Annotated in this window: 18 protein-coding genes; 4 read left to right on the top strand and 14 right to left on the bottom strand. The window is 58.0% G+C overall.

Annotation, left to right across the window (positions count from 1 at the left end; all coding sequences use genetic code 11):
• The first annotated feature begins 293 nt into the window (after positions 1 to 293).
• Complete coding sequence (locus tag CKW17_RS19455; RefSeq protein ID WP_095121080.1) at positions 294 to 1,688, top strand: undecaprenyl-phosphate glucose phosphotransferase; 1,395 nt, start codon at positions 294 to 296, stop codon at positions 1,686 to 1,688.
• Positions 1,689 to 2,170: 482 nt separating this feature from the next.
• On the opposite strand, the gene CKW17_RS19450 is transcribed toward CKW17_RS19455, so the two are convergent.
• The 6 genes from CKW17_RS19450 to galE all read right to left on the bottom strand — a co-directional run bounded on the left by CKW17_RS19450 (position 2,171) and on the right by galE (position 8,370).
• The gene (locus CKW17_RS19450; protein WP_095121079.1) at positions 2,171 to 4,249 is read right to left on the bottom strand and encodes a YjbH domain-containing protein; all 2,079 of its coding nucleotides are present in this window, start codon (positions 4,247 to 4,249) and stop codon (positions 2,171 to 2,173) included.
• Complete coding sequence (locus CKW17_RS19445; protein ID WP_095121078.1) at positions 4,246 to 5,004, bottom strand: capsule biosynthesis GfcC family protein; 759 nt, start codon at positions 5,002 to 5,004, stop codon at positions 4,246 to 4,248. The genes CKW17_RS19450 and CKW17_RS19445 overlap by 4 nt, the downstream gene beginning before the upstream one ends.
• Entirely contained in the window at positions 5,004 to 5,669 is a 666-nt protein-coding gene (locus tag CKW17_RS19440; protein WP_095121077.1) for a YjbF family lipoprotein, read from the bottom strand. Before CKW17_RS19440 ends, CKW17_RS19445 begins: the two co-directional genes overlap by 1 nt.
• Before the next feature lie 11 nt (positions 5,670 to 5,680).
• Positions 5,681 to 6,742 carry a polysaccharide biosynthesis/export family protein gene (locus CKW17_RS19435; RefSeq protein WP_049802139.1) on the bottom strand — a complete coding sequence of 354 codons (1,062 nt, stop codon included), beginning with the start codon at positions 6,740 to 6,742 and terminating at the stop codon, positions 5,681 to 5,683.
• A 144-nt stretch (positions 6,743 to 6,886) separates the two neighbouring features.
• A complete protein-coding gene (locus CKW17_RS19430; protein WP_007910552.1) occupies positions 6,887 to 7,123 on the bottom strand; it encodes a hypothetical protein in 237 nt (78 codons plus the stop codon).
• Positions 7,124 to 7,353: 230 nt separating this feature from the next.
• Positions 7,354 to 8,370 (bottom strand): UDP-glucose 4-epimerase GalE, encoded by a 1,017-nt coding sequence (gene galE, locus CKW17_RS19425; RefSeq protein WP_095121076.1) that lies wholly within the window; start codon positions 8,368 to 8,370, stop codon positions 7,354 to 7,356.
• Between the two features lie 390 nt (positions 8,371 to 8,760).
• Here galE and galU point away from each other — a divergent pair, with 390 nt between their 5' ends.
• Positions 8,761 to 9,594 carry a UTP--glucose-1-phosphate uridylyltransferase GalU gene (gene galU, locus CKW17_RS19420; RefSeq protein WP_093433753.1) on the top strand — a complete coding sequence of 278 codons (834 nt, stop codon included), beginning with the start codon at positions 8,761 to 8,763 and terminating at the stop codon, positions 9,592 to 9,594.
• Between the two features lie 29 nt (positions 9,595 to 9,623).
• A complete protein-coding gene (locus tag CKW17_RS19415; RefSeq protein ID WP_064392785.1) occupies positions 9,624 to 10,028 on the top strand; it encodes a mannose-1-phosphate guanylyltransferase in 405 nt (134 codons plus the stop codon).
• 120 nt (positions 10,029 to 10,148) lie between these two features.
• Here CKW17_RS19415 and CKW17_RS19405 read toward each other — a convergent pair whose 3' ends face one another.
• The 8 genes from CKW17_RS19405 to CKW17_RS19370 form a co-directional block, all read right to left on the bottom strand.
• Positions 10,149 to 11,279 (bottom strand): GDSL-type esterase/lipase family protein, encoded by a 1,131-nt coding sequence (locus CKW17_RS19405; protein ID WP_095121074.1) that lies wholly within the window; start codon positions 11,277 to 11,279, stop codon positions 10,149 to 10,151.
• A gap of 219 nt (positions 11,280 to 11,498) precedes the next feature.
• On the bottom strand, positions 11,499 to 12,545 hold the full coding sequence (locus tag CKW17_RS19400; RefSeq protein ID WP_095121073.1) for an acyltransferase family protein: 1,047 nt from the start codon (positions 12,543 to 12,545) through the stop codon (positions 11,499 to 11,501).
• Between the two features lie 12 nt (positions 12,546 to 12,557).
• A complete protein-coding gene (locus tag CKW17_RS19395) occupies positions 12,558 to 13,661 on the bottom strand; it encodes a hypothetical protein (RefSeq protein ID WP_016986717.1) in 1,104 nt (367 codons plus the stop codon).
• Entirely contained in the window at positions 13,652 to 14,884 is a 1,233-nt protein-coding gene (locus CKW17_RS19390; RefSeq protein ID WP_095121072.1) for a polysaccharide biosynthesis C-terminal domain-containing protein, read from the bottom strand. The genes CKW17_RS19395 and CKW17_RS19390 overlap by 10 nt, the downstream gene beginning before the upstream one ends.
• Positions 14,881 to 15,993, bottom strand: coding sequence for a polysaccharide pyruvyl transferase family protein (locus CKW17_RS19385; RefSeq protein ID WP_095121071.1), 1,113 nt, complete (start codon positions 15,991 to 15,993; stop codon positions 14,881 to 14,883). The genes CKW17_RS19390 and CKW17_RS19385 overlap by 4 nt, the downstream gene beginning before the upstream one ends.
• 15 nt (positions 15,994 to 16,008) lie before the next feature.
• Positions 16,009 to 17,091, bottom strand: a complete 1,083-nt coding sequence (locus tag CKW17_RS19380; RefSeq protein ID WP_095121070.1) for a glycosyltransferase — start codon at positions 17,089 to 17,091, stop codon at positions 16,009 to 16,011.
• Between the two features lie 40 nt (positions 17,092 to 17,131).
• Positions 17,132 to 19,360, bottom strand: coding sequence for a polysaccharide biosynthesis tyrosine autokinase (locus CKW17_RS19375; protein ID WP_095121069.1), 2,229 nt, complete (start codon positions 19,358 to 19,360; stop codon positions 17,132 to 17,134).
• A 39-nt stretch (positions 19,361 to 19,399) separates the two neighbouring features.
• Positions 19,400 to 19,840 carry a low molecular weight protein-tyrosine-phosphatase gene (locus tag CKW17_RS19370; protein WP_077573818.1) on the bottom strand — a complete coding sequence of 147 codons (441 nt, stop codon included), beginning with the start codon at positions 19,838 to 19,840 and terminating at the stop codon, positions 19,400 to 19,402.
• A 293-nt stretch (positions 19,841 to 20,133) separates the two neighbouring features.
• Between CKW17_RS19370 and CKW17_RS19365 the strand changes: the two genes are divergently transcribed.
• Positions 20,134 to 21,090 carry a cellulase family glycosylhydrolase gene (locus CKW17_RS19365; RefSeq protein WP_095121068.1) on the top strand — a complete coding sequence of 319 codons (957 nt, stop codon included), beginning with the start codon at positions 20,134 to 20,136 and terminating at the stop codon, positions 21,088 to 21,090.
• Positions 21,091 to 21,115: the final 25 nt, after the last annotated feature.

Genomic DNA, 21,115 nt, shown 5'->3' with positions numbered 1-21,115 from the left:
CATTCCCTGCCTCCACCCTCCAACAGTAACAAATACAACATACTTTATTCACCCCTCGCTCTACGACCTTTTCTAACACCCTTCTATTTAATTATTAAAAAGTTGGCACTGTGCCATCTTGTTAGAACTCGTCAGACACCATTCCAGCCAATAACTTAGTCTATTGACTGACGACAGTTCGGCATATCGATGTTGTTACCTCAGGACACTCGTTAGAACAAAAACAATAAGTCTGCATAACAGCTCGGATTTCAACTGTTGAAACCTGAATGGACGTCTTTTGGGGATACCGTATGGATCTTTCTCTAAGTATCAATCGAAGCACAGGCCTCAAGGGACTGACCTTTTGGGGCCAATGGGCGCTGGCACAAGGCTTTGTCGTGACGCTGTTGTTCATACTCGCTGAGCAGCACACCGGGACGGTCGCGTTCTACTACCGGATGTGTGCAACGCTGGCAGTACTGGCGTCGGTGCCGGCTTATACGTTTAGCGGTGTGTATCGCAAGCGTGACAATTACCTGACCGGTCTCGGTCGACTGTTCATGGGTTGGTCGATGACCATGGCGGCGCTGGCGTGCATCGCCTTTGTCTGCCAGGCCGATGAGCTGTTTTCGCGGCAGGTGATTCTGAGCTGGGCGGTGTATGGCTTCCTCGGTCAGGCGTTTCTCTACGCTCCGCTGCATGCGTTTTCCAAGTACTACCAACGCTCGCGTAAAAGCGAGCACAAGACGCTGATCGTCGGTACCGGCGAACTGGCGTTGGGTCTGGCAAAGAAGCTCAGCCAACTGGAAAATCTGCCGTTGGTAGGTTTGGTCAGCAATGGTGATGTGTCTGCGCTGGGTTCGGATGCTCCGCGTGTGGTCGGCGATCAGGAACAGTTGCTGGAGCTGATCGAAGCGCATGACATTCGTCGTTTGTACATCACCCTGCCGCTGTGTGAAGCAGCGAAAATCGAAGCGATTTATGGTGACTTGCTAGGGGCCAACGTTGATGTGGTGTGGGTGCCGGATCTGAACAGTCTGACCCTGCTGAATCACTCGGTGAAGGTTGTGGACGGCTTGCCGGCGATCTACCTCAACGAGAGCCCGCTGACCAGCCGCCCTACTGCTGCTTTGAGCAAGAGTCTGGTCGAGAAAACCGTGGCGTTTCTGGCGATCATCGCGCTGAGTCCGATCCTGCTGATCATTGCGTTGGCGGTGAAGATCAACTCGCCCGGCCCGGTGTTCTTCAAGCAGGATCGCCATGGCTGGAATGGCAAGGTGATCAAGGTCTGGAAGTTCCGCTCGATGCGTGTTCACGATGACCGTGATGTGAAGCAGGCCAGCCGCAATGACTCGCGCATTACTCCGGTCGGTCGCTTTATCCGCCGCACTTCGCTGGATGAATTGCCGCAACTGTTCAATGTGTTGCAGGGGCATATGGCTCTGGTCGGCCCACGCCCGCACGCCGTCGCGCACAACAACTACTACTCGGGGAAAATCCTCGCGTACATGGCGCGCCACCGGATTAAACCGGGGATCACCGGGCTGGCCCAGATCAGCGGCTGCCGCGGTGAGACTGACACCATCGACAAGATGCAGAAGCGTGTCGAGATTGACCTGCAGTACATCAACAGCTGGTCGTTGTGGCTGGATCTGAAGATCCTGGTGAAGACGCCGTTTACGTTGCTGTCGAAGGATATTTACTGAGGTTTGAAGCTGCATACCGCAAGGGGACGAAAGTCCCCTTTTTTTGTGCCTGGGATTTGGGAGTGACGCTGGGATAGCGGGTGAGTGCAAAAACTGTGGGAGTGAGCCTGCTCGCGAAAGCGGTGGGTCAGGCAACATTGATTTTGGATGTGCTGACGCCTTCGCGAGCAGGCTCACTCCTACAGGGATTCGGGGTTGGCTCGGGATTTGTGGTGTGACAAATAACCAATGTGGGAGTGAGCCTGCTCGCGAAAGCGGTGGGTCAGGCAACATTGATTTTGGATGTGCTGACGCCTTCGCGAGCAGGCTCGCTCCCACAGGGATTAGGGAATGGCTTGGGATTTGTGGTGTGACAAATAACCAATGTGGGAGCGAGCTTGCTCGCGAAAGCGGAGGGTCAGGCAATGATGATGCTTGCTGTGCCGACACCTTCGCGAGCAGGCTCGCTCCCACAGGTTTCCGGGTGTTCGTGAGATCTGCGCTTACTCCGTGATCTTCTCGAAATTACGATAAAACATATCCCCTTCCCGGCTATCGGTCATCGAGTGCAGTTGGTAGCTGCGGCTCAGTCGCGCGCCACCGTCACGGGTCAGCGGGGCCCAGACCAGGTTGGCGCGGCGCATGGTCGACATGCTCATCATTTCGTCGAACGGGATCGACAGGTAGATGCCTTTGTCGAAACTACCTTCGCCATACTCGGCACTGCCCGCCGTGGTGATCGTCGCCCACGCACCAAATCGCACACCATTGAAAAACTCGCGCGAGATGTCCAGCGTGCCGCCCCAGTCACCGGCCAGATAACGCCCGACGCTAACCGCCGCCAGCGTATCGAACGGCAGATCGGTATACGCCGTGACATGCCCGGTCACCACCGAATAATCACGCAGGGCAAAGCCTTGATCGAAATCGCGCTGACGCACCCAGTTCAGATCCGCGCCCACCGACCAGCGCTCACCGGTCGGGCGGAACAACACTTCGCCGCCGACACCGGCAAACATCGATTCCAGATAACCGCCATACACCATGCCATACCAGTCTTTATCCAGCTGCTCGGCATGGCTGACCTGGAACAACGGCATGGTCGTGTTAGACGTGGTCAGGTACTGACGCAAATCCGTGCGCACACGCGGCAAACCGCTCGGCGCGTCGTAGGTGAATTTATCGAAGTTGTTGGCCAGGTTGGCACTGAGCAAACCGCTCCACCAGGTGTTGCGATTGAAGCGGTATTCAGCGTCGGCATCAGCACTCAATTGATAGAGCAAGCCGTCCGGACCGCCGACGTTCTGCTTGAAGCCCAGCCCCACGCCATAGCTGAAATGCTGCGGTGCTTCGGTGTAGAGGGTCTTCTCGTTATGCGGCATCGCCGGGTTGATCTCGGTGGTGCGGTGCAACGATTCAAGTGGCTCTTCGTTGTTGATCACCTCGCGGAAGGTCTGACGCGGCACACTGGTTTCTTCCAGCGGCAAGTCGTAGCGCTTGTTGACCACGGTGAACCAGTCGATGTCGTCGTTGACGCTGTTGTCGAGAATCCGGCTCGCCCGCCCGACAGCCTTGGACGAATGGAAGTAACGCTGCTGCTCGCCATAGACGATCAGTTCGGAATCACGCTGCGTGATGCGCTCGACTTTATAGCCGGCATTCTGCTGCAAACGCTGCGAGACGTTGGCCCAGTTGACCTGCTCCATCGCCGTGGTCGGCATCTTCGCCGGCAGCGGTTCCGGGGTCGGATCGTAAGTCTTCGCCGGTGCCTTGCGGCTGACGAAATTGGTGTGAAAGGTCACGCCGAACATCGCCGTATTACCGCGCTCCCACGCCGCGCTGACATCGACCGAATCGGTGACTTTGAACACCGCGCCAAGGTTGATCGGCGAGTCCTGTTTGATCTCGTTGTCCTTCGGCTCGTGCTTGTAGTCATTGCCTTCAAATTCGAGTTTCAGACTGAGGCGATCCCACGGCGTCTGGTAACTCACGCCACCGAAGAACGACGGCCGACCACGGAAGTACGAACCCGAGTTGACGTCACCGGTGCCTTCGAGGGCCGGCCGGGTATCGAAGCGATCGCTGACGTAGCCCAACGGGTTGTCGATATCGCCGCGATTACCGAGGTAACCCCAGGCAATCCCGGCACTGAAATCGAAGTTGTCGTAACGCTTGTTGGCGACGAAAAATTCACTGGAGAACAAACCGGTACCACCGATATCTCGGAAGCCCAGCGCCACGTCGGGCAGCCAGTGACTTTCCTGCCACAGCCGGACTTTGACGTCGACCGCCTTGTCCTTATAGCTTTGACTACCGCTGAGGGCCTCCGAGCCGTACGGCCGGTTGGTGATCGCGGTGTAGCGAAACGAGCCTTCGAGCCAGTCCAGCGGCTGCAACGAAACGCTGTAGCGACTGTACGGATCGGTGCGGTTGGCGTTGACGCTCAACTCGCCGGCCGGGGCCATGCGCGCGGTCGGCGTCTGCAACAGACCGGTGCCACCGAAGTCATTCTGGGTAATACGCGGCTCGGCATGGGCCAGACCGCAGGGCAATAACAACACAGCTGCAAAACGTAACTTCAACGAACCACCTCGGCCAGCTGCGTGGCAATGAATTCGGCCAACTGCTGATTCAGTTCAGGTAGAGGCGGATCAAGATCATCATTTTTCACCGGCACCAGAATCTTGCTGCCGGCCACCGGGAATTGCCCGGACTCACGATTCCAGTGGGCGATGCCGACACGCCGCGACACGCCGTTGGGCTGGATCAGCCACAGGTAATCGGCTTCGGCATCGGCAAGAATCGAGCAGCCTTGCAGATACTCACGGGCCTCCTGCAACGGCTGATACGGCAAGTGGCACGGCTCGGCGACGGCACCGAGCACTTGCACTTCATCGACGCGCTTCGGATAAACCAGACGATCGCCGTCATCGAGGCGAATGTTGCGCGCGAAGCCAACCTCCAACGCGACAGGATCGAGATCGGCGATCTGCCGCCCCGTCACCGGCATCTGCCGCACTTCTTCGGCAATGCGCTGCGCAAGCGCCGCACGACTCGGCAGATCGAACAGCATCGACATGCGTTGCAGCACATCCAGATCAAACAGCACGCCAACCTTGAGCCGCGTCTGCTGCTCAATCAGCGACTGCCGCAACAACCCGCCCGCCAGCCAATAGCCTTCGGCATTCGGCACGGCTTCGCTGATCACATCGAGCAAGCGTCCGCCCGGTGGCAACGCGACCGGCCCGGGATTGGCGACATCGCCCGACACGGTGACGGCCGCCTGACTCGCACTCGCAACCAGCATCAGGCTCGCCGCTAACATTTTCAGGCGCATCACGGCAGGTGCCTGCGATCAGGGGTCAGTTGCACAACCTTGACGCGCAACTGCGACGTCAGTTGCTGCTCGCTCTGCAAAATGAAACCGTCACGCGGGTCGACCCAGTAACGATTGGTCGCGCTCAGGCCGATGGCCGGGGCGTCAATGTGTTCATCGACACGCAGCACGGTGTATTCCTTGTCGAGAATCTTCAGGGTCTGTTCCGAGCGACGGGAGAAACGGCTGTTGACGATCACCCCGACTTCCTGACCCTTGTAGAGGTCGATCCAGCGCCGCGTGGTGAAACCGTCCGCGACGTGATGCAGGCCTTGCTTGAACGGCGCGTCATCGGCCAGCCGCGTGCCATCGAGATCGCCTTCCAGGCCCAGGCCAATGGTGCGCACGGCGAGGCCATTGCGCAGCAACAGAACCTGTTTGCCGGAAGCGACCCAGAACTGCAGGTCTTCGCGCTCGCGCACCAGCGCCAGCACCCCGGAGCCGGACGGCGTGGTCAGTTTCATTTGCGGATAGTTGACCCCGGCCACTTCGGCCGCCGACACGTCGACTTCATCCGGGCCGACGACTGCCGCTTTAAGGTTGTTCAACGAAGCGCTCATCAACGGGTTACAGCCGCACAGCAACGAGGCCGCCATCAGGCACAGGCCAACTTTCAAAATATTCAAAGTCGGCGACCTTATTTGCTGTTGTTACTGTATTCGCTCCAGTTCTTCGCAGCGGAAGCGCCAGTGCCGACAATCGATGCCGACGGCACCAATTGGCTGATCAGACGGTTCCAGCGAGTCACGTTGGCAGGCCCGACATACACCACGTCCTGCGGGCGGACTTCGAAGTGGGAAGCGAGCGCCATGGCGGTCGGCGATTCGGCTTCCAACTGGTAGATCTTGGCCGGTTCGACATCGAGGTTTTCCACGCCACGAATGACGTACACCGCGTTGCCATTGGAGGTGGTCTGGGCCAGGCCGCCGACCGAACCGAGCACGTCGGTGAGGTTCATCGTCGCGGTCTTGAAACTCAGCGCACGCGGTTGGTTGACCTCGCCCATCACGTAGATGCGCTTGTTGTCGTTGTACGGCAGATACAGCTGATCGCCGCCCTTGAGGTAAACGTTCTGCAACTCGGAATCCTGCTGATTGAGCGAGTCGAGATTGAGCGGATAAGTGCGGCCCTTGCGCGTCAGCAACAGCCCGGACAGATCGGCGTTGTTGGTATCGATGCCGGCCGAGCCAAGGGCTTCGACCACGCTCAGCGGATTGGTGGAAATCGCTTGCGGACCGGCCTTGGCCACAGCGCCGGTGACCACGACTTTCTGGCTGGCGAAACGCAACACCGCGACATCCACTTGCGGCTCGGCGATGAATGCCGACAGCCGCTGTTCGATGTCCGAGCGCAGTTGCTGGATGGTCCGGCCGGTGGCCTGGACTTCCTTGATGAACGGGTAATAGAGCGTGCCGTCGGAACGCACCAGTCGGCCGTTGGCATCGATCTGTTGTTGCGCGCCGGACGGGGCCGTCAGCTCAGGGTGATCCCACACGGTGATGTACAGAACATCGTTGTTGCCGATGCGGTATTCGGCCGGGGTCGCCAACAGCTCCGGCGGCAAAGATTCACGCTTTTGCGTGGCGCGGTTCATGGCAATCAGCTTGGGCGTGATCGGGATCAGCTCGACCCGGCTGCTTTCGCTGGCACCCTGGCGGGTGATGTCACTGGTGCTGAGGTATTGACCGGGGGAAAACATGCAACCTTGCAAAGCGAGACTTGCCAACATTAAAAGATAAACACTACGAGTCATAATGGCACTACGCTATTCAAGGGCGAATCCAAAAACAAAGTCACCCGACTTGCGTCGGGCGACCCTGTACTGCACTAACAGAACTTCCTGTTAGTTATGCGTGCCGGTTGTACCGGTGGTACCCGTCGTACCGGTGGTACCGCCGTTGGCACTGCCACCGCTGTTAGACGCCGCTACAGCACTGGCAACCATTGCAGTACTGGCAGCGGGCGCTTGAGAAGCCGCCACGTTGCCACCTACATTGGTTACCGCTGTCAGCGGTGCTTCAGCGGCGGCAGCCCAGTTGCTCAACATCGTCAACAGGGCAACTGCCATCACTTTTTTCATATCAACTCCTTTCTAACATTCGACCTGTTAAAAAACCGGCCTGAGTTAGCGGTGGTGAGTTCAAGTCCGCAAAAAGCGCGAACAAGATCCGTTGTTCTTTCACAGTCTTACCCAACTGATAAAAGTCGAACGGCAGGTTTATATCTACGGACTTGCAAAAGGCTTTGCCAGTGTAATTTCCCGACGTTATCTAACAAGCTGACTGAAAATAACATTGGACTAAATGGCCATCATTCCAAGTAGCCTTTGGGATGGTTCGATTGCCAGCGCCAAGTGTCGGTGACCATGTCCTGCAAGTTGCGCGTGGCTTTCCAGCCAAGTTCCTTCGCAGCTTTGGAGGCGTCGGCCCAACTCTCGGCGATATCCCCGGAACGGCGCGGCATCATCCGATACGGCACCGGTTGCCCGCAGGCCTGCTCGAACGCGTGGAGCACTTGCAACACGCTGTAGCCATCGCCGGTGCCGAGGTTCCAGGTATGAATACCGGTGCGTTCGGAAATGGACTGCAGCGCCTTCAAATGGCCGTCCGCCAGATCGACGACGTGGATGTAATCGCGCACGCCGGTGCCATCGACGGTTGGGTAATCGTTGCCGAAGATCGACAACTCCTGGAGGCTGCCGACCGCGACCTGGCTGATGTAAGGCACCAGATTATTCGGGATGCCGTTGGGGTCTTCGCCCATATGGCCGCTGTGGTGAGCGCCGATCGGGTTGAAGTAGCGCAGCAAGGCGATGCTCCAGCGCGGCTCGGCCTGGCTGAGGTCGCGCAGGACATTCTCGACGATGAGCTTGGATTGGCCGTAAGGATTGGTCGGATTGCCAGTGGGGAAATCCTCGCGGATCGGCATCTGCTCAGGCTCGCCATACACCGTGGCCGACGAACTGAACACCAAGCGGAACACCCCCGCCGCCGCCATTGCCTGGCACAGATTGATGCTGCCGCTGACGTTGGTCTCGTAGTACTCGAGCGGCTTGCGCACGCTCTCGCCGACCGCTTTCAGGCCGGCAAAATGCAGCACCGCTTCGATGTTGTGTTCGCGAAAAATCCGGTCGAGCAGTGCCCGATCACAGACATCGCCACGGATCATCCAGGCGCTCTTTCCGCAAATGCCTTCAACGGCGTGCAACGCGGCTTCACTGCTGTTGCAAAGATTATCCAGTACAACAACTTCATAACCTGCTTCAAGCAATGCAAGTGTGGTATGCGAGCCGATATAGCCGGCACCACCCGTTACCAGAATCTTCATAGTGCTATCCGTCTTTGGATGAGTGACAAGTAGCGTGTCAAGCCTGATTTATTGAAGATGTGTCACAATCCACACAAACAGGCGACAACAACCGAAAACAAAACTAGTTCAATGACTGGCAATAAATATTTTTGCAGGTCACACTGTATTGCTTGGTACTTATTAGCACTCCCTGTGCGCTCATCACTATCAACAGATACCGACTAAAAATAACTAACAACGCACTTACCGACATCTCATAACATTGTCGTGTTTTACCGTCACTCGCATTTGCCATTAATAACCTGACTCAGGTATTAAAGTAAGCCTTCAATCCAACATTGAACTTGCACGCCCTTTATTAGTGCGCGCATCCGTCGCCTGTGTTCCATGACTGTCCAGGATACTTTTATGATTCGTAAATGTTTGTTCCCCGCTGCCGGCTATGGCACGCGTTTCCTTCCGGCTACCAAAGCCATGCCGAAAGAGATGCTGCCGATCGTCAACAAGCCGTTGATCGAATACGCCGTTGAAGAAGCGCGGGACGCCGGTCTGCAACACATGGCCATCGTCACCGGTCGCGGCAAACGTGCGCTGGAAGACCATTTCGACATCAGCTACGAACTCGAACACCAGATCCGCGGCACCGAGAAAGAGAAGTTCCTCGCCGGCACCCGCGAGCTGATCGACACCTGCACCTTCTCCTACACCCGTCAGGTGGAAATGAAAGGTCTGGGCCACGCAATTCTCAGCGGTCGCCCGTTGATCGGCGACGAGCCGTTTGCCGTGGTGCTGGCCGACGACCTGTGCCTGAACCTGGAAGGTGACGGCGTACTTACCCAGATGATTGAGCTGTACAAGAAATTCCGCTGCTCGATCGTCGCCATCCAGGAAGTCCCGGCCGACCAGACTCACAAGTACGGGGTGATTGCCGGCGAACTGATGTCCGACGGCATCTATCGGGTCAACAACATGGTGGAAAAACCGGCCCCACAGGACGCGCCGTCGAACCTGGCGATCATCGGCCGCTACATCCTCACCCCGGACATTTTCGACCTGATCGCCGACACCCAACCGGGCAAGGGCGGCGAGATCCAGATCACCGACGCGCTGATGAAGCAGGCGCAGAACGGTTGCGTGCTGGCCTACCAATTCAAAGGCCTGCGTTTTGACTGCGGTGACGCCGAGGGTTACTTGCAGGCGACCAATTTCTGCTACGAAAACGTTTATCTCAAGGGCCGCTGAGACGGCTCCCTTCACCCAACGAGGCCACCATGAACATTGCACAACATTCCGTAGAGATTGAACGCGAGGTGGGTAACCTCGGGGTGATGAGCTGGTTGTCCCGCCATCAGCCGTTGCCCAGCGCCAACGAAACCTGGCTGGGCACGATTCTGCTGGTGGAGCGGATTGGCGTGTTTCCGGCGTCCGGTGATATTCGCCGGCCGTTGCGCGATCCGTATCCGCTGCTCGCGCATTTGAAAAAGCTCTATGGCGAGCAGGCGTTGGAGATGGATGATCGCGATGGGCTGAAGGTGATCTTCGGTGACTGGCGTTTTCGCGTGCGGATTTGCTGCAACGATCCGGCGATCATCATTAACGTTGAGACACGGTGCGATACGCGGCTGATGCCGCAGAAGATTGCGGAATTGCTCGAGCAGGTCGACGCCTTCGAATAACTCCCCTCACCTGATCATTCCCACGCTCTGCGTGGGAATGCATCCAGTGACGCTCTGCGTCACACAGCGAGGGGACGCGGAGCGTCCCGGGCGGCATTCCCACGCAGAGCGTGGGAACGATCAGTGTGGCGAAGCTTCGCAACCGCTTTGGGTGCCAGTGATCCAGCCATAAAAATAATCAGCAATCACCTTCCCGCCTGTGGCCGGCACCGGGTGAATCTTGTCCGGGCCAATCATCGCCGCCGCGTAGCGTTTGACGTCCGGCCCGAACGCACATTGCAGGTTGGCATACCCCAGATGCTGCTCGCGCGCCCACGGTTCAAGCACCTGCGCATACGCCGACATCGGATACGCACTGGAGCGCGTGGTGTCCTGGCGCATGATCAGGTTGATGCTCGCCTGCGGCTGAATCTCACGCAGCATGCCCACCAGCCCCTGAACGTTCTGCAGATACTGCGCGGGCTTTACGCCGAAGCCCTGATCATTGCCACCGAGCATGATCAGGTAAACATCCGCGGGGATCTTCGACACCGCAGCTTTCCACTGCACTTGCCATTGCGGATCCTTGTGATAGAAGTCCGCCGAGGCCGCACCGGAGGCTGCCAGTTTCGAAACCCGCACGCCATTCTGATCGTTGCTCATCCACAGGCCGAACAACGTCGGCGCGCCCTTCACAACTTCCAGTTTGAAGGACCAGTCTTTCGCTGCAGACAGGCCTGCCAATGGCACTTCCTGAACCCCGGCGCCTGTCAGCGTCATCGGCTGCCAATCTTCTGAAGGTGACCAGCGGTAACGGATCTCAGAGGATTCGCCGGTGCCGAGGTAAAGCAGTTTCGCCTGAGTGACAGCGGTATCGATGCGCGGCGTCGGACTCGCATCCACTTGCAACCATGCACCGGGCCGGCCTGTCACCGTGCGGCTGTCCGGGCTCGCTTGCCCCAGGTCTGAAACCTTCCAGTCGCCGCCAAAGTACTTGTCACTGCTGCGGGTGTATTTGAAATGTGTGCCGCCCAGCGCCGCGCCGTGGTTGAAGCCGACATAACCCGGCCCGGCAAAACCCACCTCCCCGGCCACGCGCTGCACCAGTTTGTTCAGATAGAAATCCTGGCCGGCGCTGTAGCTGTCGCCGATCACCGAGACCGACAACACCTTGCCAGCCTTGCCTTCACGCCACTGCGCGAAACGCTCGCGGGCATCACCCACCTGAACCACCGACGCTGCGACGGGTTGCGCATCATCTACTGCCAACATGCAAAATTTTCCTTCAGTCTGAAATGGCCCACTGAATGCTTGGGTGTACAGAGATCAACTGTAGGAGTGAGCCTGCTCGCGATAGCGGTCTATCCAATACAAATGCATTGACTGACACAACGCTATCGCGAGCAGGCTCACTCCTACATTTAACGCGATCATCCGCTAAATCTGTGTACACCGAGTAAACCTGTGGGAGCGAGCCTGCTCGCGAAGCTTTTAGCTGCTTTGGGTCTGCACCACCGGAGTGACCGGCACCAACGGTTTCTTCTTCGCCGCCCGCTCACCAAGGAACAACACCGAAGTGAAATTGAACCGACTGAAAATCATCGACAACACCACCGGCCCGAGCAAGCCGCAACTCAAGCCACCGAGCACCAGCAAGCTCTCATCCTTCACCCCCAACCGCCCCAGCACAAACCGCGACGTCGCCGCAAACAACACATGAAACAGGAAAATCGCATACGAATAACCACCGAGCCACGTCAGCGCCTTCGAGCGCACATCACTCGACAGCAAGGCGATGCAAGACACGCAACCCACGGTCAACCCGATCAGACTGCGACGATCAACAATCAACTCACGATCAATCGCCGCGACATACAACAGCGTCAGCGAGATCAACACAAACACCAACGGCCCGATCACCTTGAAGCGCTGCTTCAACGCGTCGACGTTCTCTTGCCCAATCATCCCCGCCACGAAAAACGGCAACAGATAAATCGCACCATTAATCCCGAACGCATCGAACTTGAACGGCGGCAACAAAAACAGCAGCGCCGCAAACGCAAACAGCCCATACAACCGCGTCGCCGAACGCAACATCCCGCGCCACTCCAGCAGTCCGACGAACATGAAAATGATGAACACCGCTTGCAGGAACCAGAAGTGGTTGATCGGCACCCAGAACGACAACAACGCGTCGATCACCCCGACGTCCTTGTTCACCCCCGGCCCTACCGCTTGCAACACCGAGAACGGCACGCCAACGCAAAACAGCGGCACGATCAAGCGCCGCACCTTGCCGCTGAAGAACGCGGAAAAGTCGTTGCCACGAATTTTGTAGATCGAATAGATGTACCCGGAGATGAACGTGAACAGCGGCATACGCACGTACACCATCGAATCGGCGATGACCCGGAACGGCGAGCCGATATCGATCTTCAACCCGCCACCCAACGGCCCGATGACGTGATAGAGCACCAGCAACAGGCACGCCAGGCCACGCAGGGTTTCAATCTCCAGGGACTTTTTATTGCTCGACATAAAGCACCTGCCTCAATTCAGAATTCGTGATTCGACCTGCACCGGTTTGTTCGCCCGCAGCATCAAGCCCAGGCCAACGAACAACACCGGCACCACCATCGAGAAGTGCCGGGCGAAGGAGCCGAAGTCCGGCTCGAACAGCCCTTGCACCAGCAGAAACGCCAGCGGGATCGCGATCAGTTCCTTGGGTTTGGTCTGGATCGGTGCGCCCTTGTAATCAGTCGAGGTGATGACTTTGAACAGCAGCAGCGCGGTCATGATCATCAATGCGACGAAGATCACCTGACCCGGGCCGGACAACAGAATCAGCTCCACCGGGAACGACAAACGGAAGAAGATGATCATCGAGTCCAGCGCCTGCGAAACGAAGTCGCTGCCGCTGAGCCACGACACGATCAAGGATTTCGAGCCCTCCTCGCCCGCCGTGCGCAGTTCGTTGTTACTGGCGCGAATCGATGACACTGGAAAGCCCAGTGCGAGCTGGATCGACATCGCTACCGCGAGATAAAACAGGAACAGCATCAGAAAGAACGTCGTGCGCGACACGTATTTTTTCATCACGCAGACGCCAACCCACGACAGCGAAAACAGAATCCAGTAGGGCCGAATCAGCACGCCGTAGATCACCGCCGAAAGGAAAAAACCGCCGCGATATTTACGCGTCAGCGAGCTGAGCAGAATGCTCAATACCGCCACCGACACAATGATTTCCTTGGTCAGGTTCTCCAGGAAGAACGAGCGCACAATCCCCCACAGACACAGGGTGCCGAAGATCGCCAACGGCATGCGCCGAAACACCACCACCGGTATCGCCGTGAGGAAAAAATTGCAGAACATGCCGTAGGCCCAGGCATTGGTCAGATTGATCCCGGTGGGCCGCAGCAGGAACGCCGAACACTCGTAGGACGAGCGATCCGGCGAGAACGGGTTCCAGAAGTTGCAGTTGTCGGCACGGGCGTAGGACGACCACAAGGTCATCGCATCCGGCCCCGGATCACGCGGGATCAACAGCGGCATAGCCACCGAGAGAAACAGCCCGGTGAACAGGATCAGGAACGAGACATACGAATCGAGTCTCTTGCCACGAAACTCGATGCACGGCAGTTTCAGGCCCATGACACGGCAGCCTTCTTCGCACCGGTCACGCGGGTCAGTACGGCGATTACACCGAGCTGCACAATGATCGCGAAGACATTGCCCCACGCCGCGCCGTAGATCGAATAGTGCTTGATCAACAGATAGCTGACCGGCACCGACACCAGCAGGCAAATCGCCGCGCTGGCCAGTGACACCCGACTGTTTTTCGAAGCAATCAGACCACCCCAGACGATGTCGCCAATCGCGCGCAAGGCGAAGGAGAAAATCAGTACGCCGAGGATCGCGTTGTCCGGACGCGGCACGCTGGTGGCGACGTAATCGAGCACCACGTTGAAAAACACATAGATCGCCACCGCCACCGCAGCCGACACGACCAGCGAGCGCATCACCCACTTGTTGATGAACAGTTGCTTGACCGTGAATGCCTGCTGATCAGCCTGAAAACGCTTGGCCAGTACCGGAATCCCGACCACCGCCACCACCGCATACGACAACGCCTGCAAGGTATTCGCCGCCGACCACGCGTACACATATTTACCGAGGCTGGCGTAGGGTTCCAGGTCGATGATCAGAAAGCGCTCGGCGTACTGACTCAGCGCGATCAGCCCGGTGCCGAGGTAGAACGGCAAACCGGCCTTCCACACCGTGGCCGTAGCCAACGTGCCGGCAACCCGGCCCTTGTGCACGTTCACCACGATCAGGTAACCGGCGATGATCACCAGCACGTTGGCGGCGACCCACAGCCACAACACACTGGCGATTCCCGACACCCAATCGAGCATCATCCCGCCCACCGCCAACACCGCCCACAGACCGGTCTTGATGAAGAACAGCAACGCGCCCGCTGTGGCTTTCTGCGCGGAAAACACGAACGAATTGATCTCGAACGACAGGTGCTCAGTGAGCAATACCAGCGTCACGCAGAGGATCAGCGCGGCCGGCGCTTCAACTGTCTGGAACAGTGAATAAATCAGCACCGTCACCACCGACAGCACCAGCCCCACCGCCAGATACAGCAGCAAAACCTTGTCGACCACGCGGCGCGAACTGCCGCCGACGCTGATCAAGCGATTGATCTCGGAACTGAAACCGACGCTGTAGAACTTCGACGCAATCAGCGACGCTGCGACCACCACGCCGTAAAAACCCAGCGCCTCATACCCGAGGTAATGGGTGATCGCCAACACCAGCAAAAACTTCGCGCCTAACGCTCCGCCGCGAAGCAGCAGCCGAAATATCATCGAACGACACCCTTGATAATGTCGTCCATGGCCACGGTTTTCGCCTCGATTTCACGGCAGGTGTCGGTCAGGCGTTTGCCGAAATTCGACAGCGCATTCGGCGCGTAAACCGTGTCGATGATGGTGTCGACATTGATGTCGCCGCCGTTGATCACCCAGTCCTCGACGCCCATGTCCTGATAGGCGCCAAAGCCTTTGCGTTCATAGCTGATGTGGTACGCCGGCACGCCGGAGAGCAGCGATTCGATGGCGCCGTGCAGGCGCACGGAAATCACCAGGTCCGGCTGATATTTGGCAATCGTCGCCTTCAACGACAGCAAGTCTTCGGTAATGCCCAGCTCGCGATAGAACGCACCGTCATCGTTGCCACGCACCGCGCTCTGTACGGCGCAAACCACTTTGCTTTTGTTCTTCAGGCGCTGCAGCAGCACTTTCAGATTGGCTACGTAAGCGACTTTCTTCTCCTTGCTCCACTCCGGCGGCTTGCGCAGCACTACGCACACCGTGGCTGGCGACGACGCGCAGCGGGTGAACTTCGCTTGCTGAAGGATTTTGCTCGCCAGCGACTGCACCGCCAGATCCGGCGCGCGGTAGACGTTGGCACAGGCATCGAAAATCGCCGAAGAGCGATTGTCGCGCACGAACACCGCATCGGCGCTGGCATAGTGCTCGACGATCTTGCTGCTCTCGCCGTGGAACGGGCCGATGCTTTGCGGTAGGTACACCGACGGCACTTTGCTGAGGATCGCGGTTTCCAGTTGCTTGGCGTGGCCGAGTTTCAGCTTGATGTGTTCGAAGGCGCTTTTCGAGCGCATGTAGCCGCCGCCGACACCGACGATCAGGTCGGTTTTCTTCAGCAGATCCGCCAGCCCGGCGTAGGACTGATTGAGAAACACCGCTTGCTTGACCCGGCCCAAACCCTTGGCCGCCATCACCGGTGCGTCAAAACGCGGGTGCGGCAAGTAGCTGAAAGAATCCGGATCGGAAGCGACCACGCTGATCGCGGTGTCTTCGCCAAAGTTGCGCTGCACCAGGGCAATGGCCAGATCGACGAGCAAGCCGTCACCGGAGTTGGAGGCACTGTAGCCATGCAAAATCGTTACGTTCATATGCTTGAGTTCTACTTAAAAAGTGGGAGCGCGATACAGGTCGTAGGTCTGGCGAATCATCAACGCGGCGCTGAAACGCTCGCGGACGATGCTCCGTCCTTCGTTGCCGAGGTCGAGCAGGCGCGGCTTCTGGATGATCGTCAGCACGTCGGCCAACGCCTGGTGATCGCCGGACGGGAACACATAACCGGAGACTTCATTGGTGACCAGTTCAGGCAGCGAGGTGCAGTTGCTGGCGATCACCGGCAAGCCCATGGCCATGCCTTCCAGCGGCACCATGGCGAAACCTTCCCAGCGACTCGGCACGATCAGCGCATCGGCTTTCTGGTACAGCGCCTGCACCTCGCTCGGCGTGACCCATGGCAGGTATTCAACAGAGTCCATCGGTGGGCACTCCACCGAGTCCTCGTTCACCGCGCTGCCGACCACGGTCAGTTTCAAGTCTTTGCGCTGCACGTTGGCGAAGGCCTTGAGCAGCACGTCGAAGCCTTTCTGATAATCGAGGCGACCGACGAAGAGCAGATGAATCGGCTCGGGACTCGCCGCTTTCGGCGCGTCATCCCTGCGGTGAATGCCGTTGTAGATCAGCTTCATGCGCTTGCGCTCGATGCCGAAGCGCGCGGCTTTGTCGAGTTCGTACTGGCTGACGCAAATGATCACGTCGGTGACTTTCTGCAGTACTCGCTCGATCCACGCATAGACTTTCTGCTTGGTCGGCGAGCTTTCCATCAGGAACGAAAACGCGTGTGGGCAGTAGACGATTTTCGGCTTGCGCCACGGTCGCAACAGCACACAAACGCATCGGCCGATGACTCCGGAAAAGGTGCTGTGCAGATGCACCACGTCGGGTTTTTCCTTGAGCATGACCTGGGTCAGGCGCCAGGCGAAACGCAGCAACGACTGCACATTGCGCCCGGTGCGCGGGAAGGTGCGGATCTGTTGCGCGCCGATGCCGTGCAACTCTTTGGCCTGATCATCCGGAACCAGATACACCAGCTGGTAGTTCGCCGCATCGCCTTCGGGCGAAGCCGAAATCGTCCGGATCACCGTCGCGACGCCACCTTTGATCGTCTCTGCCACGTGCAGTATTTTCTTCACAAATCACCCACTTCAAACAGGAAAAAACAGTCGCTGACAGTCAGGATTTGTCGGACGCGTATTCGTAGTTGTAATAACCGTTGCCGCCGTTGCCGTAGTAACTGGCCGCACGCTTCTCGACGCCGTTGAACACTGCGCCTTTCAACTCGATGCCGTTCTGCGCGAAGCGGCGGATGGTCAGTTCGATCTCTTTGGCCGGGTTCACCCCGAAGCGCGTGACGATCAGGCTGATCCCGGCTTCACGGCCAACAATCGCGGCATCGGTCACCGCCAGCAGTGGCGGCGTATCGATGATCACCAGGTCGTAGCGCTCGCTCAGTTCCGCCAATAGCTCGCGGAAGTTGGCGTGCATCAACAGCTCGGACGGATTCGGTGGCACCTGACCACGGCTGATGAAGTGCAGGTTGTCGACTTCGATTTTGTTGATCGCCTGATCGATGCTGCAGCGCTTGACCAGCAGGTCGGACAAGCCGTTGGTAATCGGCGTGTTGAGGGTTTTGTGCAGGTGCCCTTTGCGCATGTCGGCATCGATCAGCACCACGCGCTGGCCGCTCAGGGCCATGACCGCCGCGAGGTTGGACGAGACGAAGGTCTTGCCCACTTGCGGGCTCGGCCCGGAAATCATGATGCGGTTGTTGGTCGAATCGAGCCCGGCGAAGTGCAGGCAGGTGCGCAGGCTGCGGATCGATTCAATCGACAGGTCCGTGGGATTGCGCAGGGCCAACAGGTACGCCGGTTTGTCGACACCATCGCGGGCGCGGCCTTTTTTGTTGTCTTCTTCATCCTGCAAGGCGCTGTACGGGATCGACGCGTACACCGGCAAACCGAGTTGTTCGATGGCTTCCGGGCCTTCCAGACCACGGCTCAGGGATTTGCGCAGCAGCACCAGCGCCACGCCGACAAAAGCGCCGAGGAAGGTGGCAATCAGCACAATCAGGGCTTTTTTCGGTTTGACCGGGCTGGTCAGGTCGACATCCGCCGCATCGACCAGACGCACGTTACCCACGGCACCGGCGCGGACGATGTCCAGCTCCTGGGATTTGTTCAGCAACTGCGTGTAGATCTGCGAAGCGACTTCGACATCGCGGGTCAGGTTGAGTAATTCCTGCTGCGTCGCGGGCAGATCGCCGACCTTGCCTTCCAGCGACTTCTGTTGCTGGGTCAGTTCGCCGATCTGGCTCATCAACGCGCGATAGGCCGGGTGCTGTTTGGTGAACTTGCGGTCCATCTCCGCCTGCTGCATTTTCAGCTCGGAGATCCGCGTTTCCAGCGCCACCGACTGACCGAGCACCGACTGGGTTTCCAGCGAGATGTTCACGGTCTTGCCGTGGGTCTGATAGGCGTTCAGCGCATCGCTGGCCTTGGCCAGATCACGTTTGACCTGCGGCAACTGGCTCTGCAGGAAGGCCAGACTCTGCGCCGCTTCCGCCGAGGTACGACGCACGTTCTGATCGACATAAAGCGCGGCGATCTTGTTGAGAATCTTCACCGCTTCAGCGGCGTCGCTGCTGGCCAGCGCCAGTTTGATAATCCCCGATTCCTTGCCCTGCTCGGAGATATCCAGCGCGTCCTGATAACCCTGAATGGTCACGATCCGTGGGTTGCGCACCACCTCGAAGCGGGTGCCGGGGTTGGCCAGCAACTGGCTGATCTGCCCTTCTACGCCATCCTGCGCGAAGGCTTCACCAGCCACGCCTTCGACCAGCAGGTTGTCGTTGTCATCGAGTAACTGGAAGTGCTTCTGTTCGCCGGCGATCAGGGTGAGTTTCTTGCCCAACAGCTCTTTCGGCAGATTGAGCCGGGCGAACTCCAGACGCTCACCGCCCCAGGCGTAGCTATTCAGGCCGAAACGCGGGGCGGCGACGCTGGTCTCGGTCTCGCCGCGATAACGCCGGGCGAGAAAGCCGCCAATCATCGGGAAGGTATTGGGGGTGACATCGATGTCCAGGCGCAAGTCGTCGACAGTTTTGCCGATCACCGCGCGGGATTTGATGATGCCGATTTCGGTCACCGACGGCGATTGCCCACCGAGCATGCTGTTGAGGTCGGAGAACCCGAGCATGTCGTTCTTTTTCGGCTCGACCTGCACCAGCGCATTCGCCAGATACACGGGCGTGGCCAACACTGCGTAGGCCACACCGGTAACCATGAAGGCGCCGGTGAGCGCGCCGATCAACCATTTCTGGTCGATCAAACTGCCGAATATGCCGAGAAGATCAATACTGTCTTGATCATTGTCGCGGGTGCCGATGACGGACGGTAACTGCATAAGTCTGTTCTTACCATTCATTGATCTGAAGAATATTCATCAACGCGCGAGGCGTTGTGCCCATGAGCTGACAGCATCTTCAATCAATGCATGGGCATGAATAAAAGCGGCCTTGCCTTGACGATACGGATCTTGTATTTCGCGCTCGCTCTGCCACTTGCCGAGGAGAAATACTTTGCCCCTCGCATGAGAGGCAATCTTCAATACTTGATTAACATGCTGTTTTTCCATGACCAGAATCAGGTCTGATTCATTGACGATGTCTGCGGTCAGTTGCCGTGCGATGAAGCCTTCGGCGTTATGGCCATGGTCTTCGAGCACTTGCCGGGCGGACGCTTCGACGCCCTCGCCCACCCGTGCCGACAGGCCTGCGGAGGAGACGGTGATCGCTGAGGGGGCCAGCGCGTTACGCAGCATCAGTTCTGCCGTCGGACTACGGCATATATTGCCCACGCAAACGACAAGGATCTTTCTGAACAAGGTTTTACTTTCCTGTGTAATGTCAAACGGCCAACATCCCAAGAGCAATTTAATGAACCCTCAGATCTTTCTTCACTCGGAAATAGATTCGCCCTGTTAGTACCGAAGCATTAAGTACCACAGCGTTTAAAAGCCCCCCAACCACTATTAACGGACTAAAAATAACTGTGATTTTCGGCCGATTGTTTTCCGACAAAAAATAACATTCGCGCACTTAGTGCCATCACCTCACTCGAAAATTGAGCAACGAGATCATTTATTCGCAGTTGTCACTTCTCTTCGGGAGAGCAGACATGAAAACAACACATCTCAAAAAACTCGGCGCGTTGGCACTGATGGTGGCCGGGGCTACAACTCAGGCTCACGCCAGCGAACTGTTTCCCAACCTTCCGGCGAAGAACATCGGCGTGCAGGTGAAGATCCAGAACTTCACGGCCGCCGACGCCGCGCAGATCAAATCGGCAGGCTTCGGTTTTGTCCGCTTCGGTGTGTGGAGCGACAGCCTGACCGCCAAGGCTTATCAGAAACAGATCAGCGACGCCTTTGCGGCGGCGCAATCTGCGGGTCTGCCGGTGTTGCTGACGGTCCGCGCGATCAAGGCGTTGCCCGCCACATCGAGCGCCGAGCTGACCACCGCCGGCGAAGGCTTCGCCAAAGCCGTGACGGGGCTTCAACAGTCGTACAGCGCGCAACTGGTGGCGATCGAGTTATGGAATGAACCGGACCTGGAAACCTACTGGCCGACGCGCAATTTCGACACCACGTTTGTGCCGTTCATGAGCGGTGTGTGCAAGGCGCTGCAAGAACAGCCGCTATCGACGCCAGTGGTCGGTTACGGTTTCGCCCGCCCACCTAGCGCAGGTTCTGCTTCAACGGTGGCACTGAGCCGCATCGTCAGCGAATACCCCAAATGCCTGAGCGCCGTGTCCTATCACCCCTATGGCATGACGGCTACGCAGATCAGCAACGCGCAGAACTTCATTCAGCAGAACTTTCATGTGCCCGGAATCATCAGTGAGTGGGGTGTCTCGGCACTGGCCTCCAACGGCGGTGCAGAGGGCCAAGCGAGCAAGATCAACGCGTTTATTGGCGATGTTAAAAAACTCAACATCCCGCTGACCTCCATCTACGAATGGAAGAACAGTGATTCGGGCAGCAACGATCGCGAGAAGAACTTCGGCCTGCTGACCTCTGACGGTCAGCCGAAACCGGCACGTATGTCCGTCGAAGCCCTGTTGAACGCCCAGTAGCGCATGCACAACCGGCCTGTACGCA

Source organism: Pseudomonas sp. Irchel s3f10, assembly GCF_900187515.1.
GTDB classification, from domain to species: domain Bacteria; phylum Pseudomonadota; class Gammaproteobacteria; order Pseudomonadales; family Pseudomonadaceae; genus Aquipseudomonas; species Aquipseudomonas tensinigenes.
The sequence above is the reverse complement of the archived record's forward strand: the minus strand, read 5'-3'. Positions and strand labels throughout refer to the sequence as shown.